This window comes from Microcoleus sp. OTE_8_concoct_300 (assembly GCF_031383065.1).
Classification (GTDB): Bacteria; Cyanobacteriota; Cyanobacteriia; order Cyanobacteriales; family Microcoleaceae; genus Microcoleus.
The window spans coordinates 1-6,255 of the sequence record NZ_JANMZH010000568.1; the positions used below are offsets into that span (position 1 = coordinate 1).

The window sequence follows — 6,255 nt, forward strand, 5'->3', positions numbered from 1 at the left end:
TTTGTATTGATAATTAAATAACTTCCACACGTATAGGGGGTGGGGCGACCCGCCCGTCATTTTTGGAGGGGGGGGACGCCCATCCCACAATAACAATTAAAATTGTAAGTTATTTAATTCGCGATCCTTAACTGTTGACGGTTAACTGTTGACGGTTGACGGTTGACTGTAATTCTCTAATCAAAAATCTCAAATCTCAACTCTAAAATCTCAAATCGGCTTGAGTTAATTCGCGCCATTCACCGGGCTTGAGACCTTCGAGACGCAAAGGCCCGATCGCACTCCTGACTAGCCGCAGCGTCGGAAACCCTACTGCTGCGGTCATCCGGCGCACTTGGCGGTTGCGGCCTTCTGTGAGAGTCATTTCCAGCCAAGCTGTCGGCACGTTTTTGCGAAATCTAATCGGCGGTTCGCGGGGCGGCAAAGGTGGTTCTGCTGACAATAATTGCACTTTTGCCGATCGAGTCCGATAATCTTGAATGGTGACACCTGTCTGCAAAGCCGAGATCGCCCCTGCATCGGGAATCCGTTCAACTTGCACCCAGTAAGTGCGGGGATGAGCGAAGATCGGGTCACTGAGGCGGTGCTGAAGGGGCCCATCGTCGGTTAGCAGCAACAAACCTTCACTATCGCGATCGAGTCTTCCTACCGCATAAATGTTAGGAATCGGAATATAATCTTTGAGAGTTCTGCGCTTAGTTTCGCTAGAGTTGTCAGTGAATTGAGTTAAAACGTCGTAGGGTTTGTAAAATAAAATGTACCGATAAGGCATAACAAATTAACGATTTGGTTTTAATATTAACTGAATAGGTATCAACGGAGATATTGCATCATTGTCAATTACCTATTTAGGAACAGGCAAGATGCCTGTTTCACAATAAAATTGAGTTTTTGTGGAACGGGCATCTTGCCCGTTCTTAAGAATGGTGAAAGATGTGAGTATAAACTGATATCCTGCACCAAGGTCAACAACAGGCAAGATGCCTGTTCCACGAAATATGAATCAACTTACACCTAATTTTACCATGCCCGAAGCCACACACCGCGTTTGCATCGTCTTAGGAACTCGCCCGGAAGCGATTAAACTAGCCCCAGTAATTCAACTGTTCAAAAGTTCGCCAACCTTTGACACCCAAGTAATTTTAACCGGTCAGCACCGAGAAATGGTCGAACAAGTAATGCAAATGTTCGATCTAAAAGCCGATCGGGATTTAGCAATTATGCAGCACCAGCAAACCTTAACAGATATTACATCCCGGAGTTTGCAGGGTTTGGAAACCTTGTTTAAAGAATTGCAGCCCGAAATCGTCTTAGTTCAGGGCGATACAACGACAGCCTTTGCCGCTACCTTGGCTGCATTTTACCAGAAAATACCCGTAGGTCACGTAGAAGCCGGATTGCGGACAGACGACGTGTTCAATCCTTACCCCGAAGAGGCTAACCGACGGTTGATATCTCAGCTCACACGGCTGCATTTTGCCCCCACAGCGCTTGCCCAAGAGAATTTAGAGCGATCGGGCGTTTTGGGAGAAATTCACCGTACAGGCAACACAGTAATCGATGCCTTACTTTCTGTCGCCAAACGCCAACCAGAATGCAACATTCCTAACTTAGATTGGAGCAAATATCGCACTATCTTAGCAACAGTTCACCGCCGAGAAAATTGGGGAGAACCTTTAGCAGGAATTGCTCACGCATTTCTCCAAATCTTAGATAAATTTCCCGATACAGCCTTGCTCTTACCTTTACATCGAAATCCCACAGTCAGAGAACCTTTGCAAGCTCTTTTGGGCGACCATCCGAGAGTCTTTTTAACAGAACCATTGGATTACGCAGAATTAGTAGGAGCGATTCAGAGATGTCATTTAATCCTCACAGATTCCGGCGGATTGCAAGAGGAAGCACCTAGTTTGGGCAAGCCAGTTTTAGTATTACGAGAAACCACAGAAAGACCAGAGGCAATTTCTGCGGGTACTGCTAAACTCGTTGGTACTAATTCTGATATAATTACAGCAGCAGCGGTAGAGTTGCTGAGCAATTCCCAAGCTTACAACGCAATGGCAATGGCAATTAATCCCTTTGGGGACGGTTTAGCCGCCTCGCGGATTTTGAAAATAGTTGAAGAGTATTTGAGTTAGCTACCCCTCGATTATTCCGCGGTTTCAACCACAACTACACTTGCCTCTCGTCCCCGCAGAGGCCGACTAATTCCTGCTAAAAAAACTCGTTTCTCCCTCCCTTCCCGAATTAGTAATCCCCACCGCCACCGCCCCCACTGGAGTCGCCCCCGCCAAAGCTACCCCCCGAGTCGCTACTGCTACTGCTACTGCTGTAGTCACTGCTACTGCTGTAGTCACTGCTACTGCTGTTATTGGGCGGATAACGGCGGTGGGAGGAGGAAGGAGATTTCCCAGAAAATAAGCTGCGAAATATCTTAAAGATAATGAAGCCAGGTATTAATGCGATGGTGAATAACCCCACAGGTAAGCCATTGATTGGATTCGATGAATCTTCACCTGTGGATGTACTATTGCTAATCACAGGCGATTGACTAGGTATTGGTGACGGTTTCACCCCTTGAGATGGTACGATTGGAGCCAAAGGCAGCGTGGTTTGAGATTGAGCATTTACCATCGGAGTTTGTAAAACATTTACTAACGCCTTAGTCCCGGCCAATGTGCCTCCGTCAAAGTCCTGCTGTTTAAATTTGGGTGTAATTTCGGTTTGAATAATGCCCACTGCTTTAGCATCCGGCAAAATGCTTTGAATGCCCGAACCTGTTTCAATCTGAACGCGGCGTTCCCCCGACGAAATCAACAATAAAACTCCGTTATTTTTACCTTTTTTGCCAATCCCCCAAAAGTTAAATAATTCTGTAGCAAATGCTTTGGGTGTCGCCGATGGCTTAGTATCAGGAACTGTCACAACAGCGATTTCTGAGCCGTTTTTCGCCTCTAAATCCGAAATCATTTGATTTAGCTGAGTTTCGGTGCTGTCGCTGAGAATGTTTGCCTTGTCCGTTACCCAAGTGTTATTTACTTGGCGAGGGTTCGGTACTTCTTTTACTGTTATAGCTTGGCTCGTTACGGGAAATGCAATTGCCGAAAAGCACAGCAAACTGCTCCAGATTATTTGTTTGTTGCTAAATTGTAACTGCATCGCTTCAGTCTCCTGAATAACTGCTAATCTGAAATTGACATCTATCTGTCCGCCTAATTACAATTAAATAACCAGCTCACTATCATGTCAATTCATATTATTCAGAAGTTGGATTCATAAAAATCATAACTTTAGGTGGGCCGTGCGCACCCTACATTTATACTCCTAGACGCACGCCTGGCGAGAAACCGGGTTTTTAACCAAAATAATTGCTGAAAACCGTCAATCTCGGTTCAAAAACCCGGTTTCTTAGTGGGCGAGTGCGAAGTAATTTAGATATTTCTAAGGAGAGGGAAGTTGTGGTTCAAAATTGCTGCTACCTTTATAACCGGATAAAATAGCCAATTTTTCCAAAGATTGCCGACCCGTGTAATATTTACCCCGAATTTCCCAAGTGGGATAAGCTTTAATATTGGCAGCTTTGCACAAATCCGGTTGAGCATCTTTGCCTCTGGGATCGCACTCAATGTAAGTAATCGCCGTAAATGCTTCTTTGCCGAAAAGTTCTTGTTGCGCATGACAGTGAGGACACCAGTAAGCACCGTACATTCTAGCTTTGATGGTCTGCAAATGGGTTGCTAAAGCTATTTGATCCGGCACGGATTCGCTGCGAATAGGTGGCGCTTCTTGTTCGGTAACAGGCTTTACGGAAGGGGGAGGAGGTGGGAGGGTTTGTGCTAATTTTTGAGTGGATTTGTTGCTGAAAGTGTACTGTGCAATTCTTCCGTCTGCTTTGGTACTGACGAAAATCCCTAAAGTCAGGAAAATGCCGATCGCACAAAAGTTGAATTTACTTAGTCTCATCTTAGATTTCATCTTGGATTTACTAGGATTTCGCGAGCTTGATTCATAGCCTCTACAGCATTGTTTACCACAAAAATGTTAAATTGTGCTAAATCTTTAAAGAAAAGTTTACTTTCGGCGCTGTCATTTAACAAGATAACTTGTTTGTTAGCTTTGAGGGCGAGGGCGATTTCCGAAGCAGTACCCGTCCCCATACCGCAGGCAATTATTACATCTGAAGAAAGAACGTTAATATTATTTCTGGCGTTTCCCATATCGGTGACAATGGCAATATCTACAGCTTCAGAAATGCCGCGAGTGTCATTTCCCGGAAGGATGCCGACTGTTAAACCCTTAGCTGATTTTGCTCCTTTGTTGGCCGCATCCATGACGCCGACATTTCTACCACCAGTTAGCAATATCCATCCTGCTTCGGCGATGAGTTGTCCGAGTTGATAGGCGTTTTCTAAGTCTGTTGATGTGGCACTATCGCCGGGGCCCATGATGCCAATGATGATTTTTTTCATAGTTTTGGCCTGGATATATCGCCTTCTTGAAAGAGCGATCGCCCTTCTGGCATCTGGGTGATCAATAAAGGGCGATCGATCTTTTGCAAAAATTCTCCTTTTGAGCTGCTTACCATAGTAACAAAGAGAGGCTCTATCTTCGAGCCTCTCTTTATTGTTCTGTTATAGGGAACTTTCAGTTGACCCTAGCTAAAGAATTCTGGTCGTAAAATCCCGCTACTCCCATATTGTGGCATTCCATTTTCTGTTGTATAAGCCCAGTAATCAAAACTTTGTGAAAGCTGAGATGCAGTTAGATCCAGATGGCCTGAGTTGGGCGTGGAATTTACCCCGTGCGGGTTGTACAGCCTAAACTGCTGAGTCGATGAATTGTAACCCACTAGAACATATTCATGACTAGCGACAATATTTGATGCCACACCAGAATCTTTTGAACCAATAGTAATCATTAGACCTGCGTTGAAAGCAGTCTTTATGGCGTTGCTATCAACGAGCCCACTAGGCTGGTAAATCTGCAAAGTATGACGTCCTGTGACGTGGCGCATAGCATAGTAACCTAAACCATATTCAATACCAATATAAGTATTTGTCCCATCTTGTTGCTCAATCCAACCGGACTGATTGACTTGAGCATAGGCTTTTTCAGCTAAAGCAACCCACAGTTCACTATTGGGTGTTTTAGCATAAGGCAAGCCTCCCGCATAAGTTGGCAAATATCGATCTACAGTCACATAGTCTGCTACCCCATTATTGTAGAAGCGAACAGTGTAGGTATTATCTCCGTTGTCCGCGAACATATTTTGAATCGTAGTGGGAGAACGAAATGCTGTTGCTGCCAAACTTGCTAAATAGTAGCAATCTCCGAGAGCACCTTGAGCAATATCTTGGTAACTTGCACCATTTTGGAATAGAGAGCCATTGGCATATTGATAGGTATAAGGGGTATAGGGACGGTCAAGACCTAAGAACCACTTCTTAATCAAATTCTCCATTTGAGTTGCACTGCTATTTGCAGACAAGTTGCCTAGAGCATTTCCTAGATAAGTTTGATTAGCGAAATCGCTATTGACAACCTTGTTAGTAAGATTCTGCACAGAATCGGGAATGCTAAAAGGACGGGTATTACTGGTGAGTAGGTTTCGCAGATTCGTCAGCTCTGTACTATCAATGACACTACCATCCTCAGCATTCTGCAAGATACTAATCATTTCATTACGGTTGATTACACTATCTGAGGCAGCTACTCGGGCAGTTGAACGAAGACCTAGATCTTGAATATTCAGATCGAACCAATCCGCTAAATCATTATCAGCAATAGTTACCGTAGCAGTATTAGTCGCTCCCACGGTGTAATTACTAGAAGAGGATACAGTCAAAATTGCAGTTTCATTATTTTCAATCAAAGTGTCATCAATCACATTCAATGGCACATCGACAAAAGTTAGACCTGCTGCAATTGTGGCAGTGCCATTGAGGGAAGTATAGTCAGTGCCATTGAGGGAAGTGCCACTCATGGTATAAGGCACGGTTAGGGCGGAACTGCTGCTCCCTGTGCGACTAATTCTGTACATCCCCGGATTCGGGGTTTGACCACTAACCACTTCTGCTGCACTGCATCTATGGCACTGACGGTGACTGTATTTTGATCATTATCAGCAATAGTTACCGTAGCAGTATTAGTCGCTCCCACAGTGTAATTACTAGAAGAGGATACAGTCAAAATTGCAGTTTCATTACTTTCAATCAAAGTATCATCAATCACATTCAATGGCACATCGACAAAAGT

7 protein-coding genes are annotated in these 6,255 nt (G+C 44.4%); 1 reads left to right on the plus strand and 6 read right to left on the minus strand.

The annotated features are described in order from the left end of the window. Positions 1-202: 202 nt before the first annotated feature. Complete coding sequence (locus tag ACUVJL_RS25960) at positions 203-772, minus strand: pseudouridine synthase (protein ID WP_445248471.1); 570 nt, start codon at positions 770-772, stop codon at positions 203-205. A gap of 253 nt (positions 773-1,025) precedes the next feature. Between ACUVJL_RS25960 and wecB the strand changes: the two genes are divergently transcribed. After that, positions 1,026-2,138, plus strand: coding sequence for a non-hydrolyzing UDP-N-acetylglucosamine 2-epimerase (wecB, locus tag ACUVJL_RS25965; protein ID WP_445248477.1), 1,113 nt, complete (start codon positions 1,026-1,028; stop codon positions 2,136-2,138). Between the two features lie 109 nt (positions 2,139-2,247). Here wecB and ACUVJL_RS25970 read toward each other — a convergent pair whose 3' ends face one another. The 5 genes from ACUVJL_RS25970 to ACUVJL_RS25990 form a co-directional block, all read right to left on the minus strand. Then, complete coding sequence (locus tag ACUVJL_RS25970) at positions 2,248-3,159, minus strand: TPM domain-containing protein (protein ID WP_445248472.1); 912 nt, start codon at positions 3,157-3,159, stop codon at positions 2,248-2,250. Positions 3,160-3,441: 282 nt separating this feature from the next. Then, positions 3,442-3,963, minus strand: coding sequence for a hypothetical protein (locus tag ACUVJL_RS25975; protein ID WP_445248473.1), 522 nt, complete (start codon positions 3,961-3,963; stop codon positions 3,442-3,444). Positions 3,964-3,971: 8 nt separating this feature from the next. Next, positions 3,972-4,469, minus strand: a complete 498-nt coding sequence (locus tag ACUVJL_RS25980; RefSeq protein WP_445248474.1) for a TIGR00725 family protein — start codon at positions 4,467-4,469, stop codon at positions 3,972-3,974. Between the two features lie 185 nt (positions 4,470-4,654). Beyond that, a complete protein-coding gene (locus ACUVJL_RS25985; protein WP_445248475.1) occupies positions 4,655-5,983 on the minus strand; it encodes a C2 family cysteine protease in 1,329 nt (442 codons plus the stop codon). 14 nt (positions 5,984-5,997) lie between these two features. Beyond that, on the minus strand, positions 5,998-6,255 hold a 258-nt coding region (locus ACUVJL_RS25990), incomplete at its 5' end, for a hypothetical protein (RefSeq protein ID WP_445248476.1).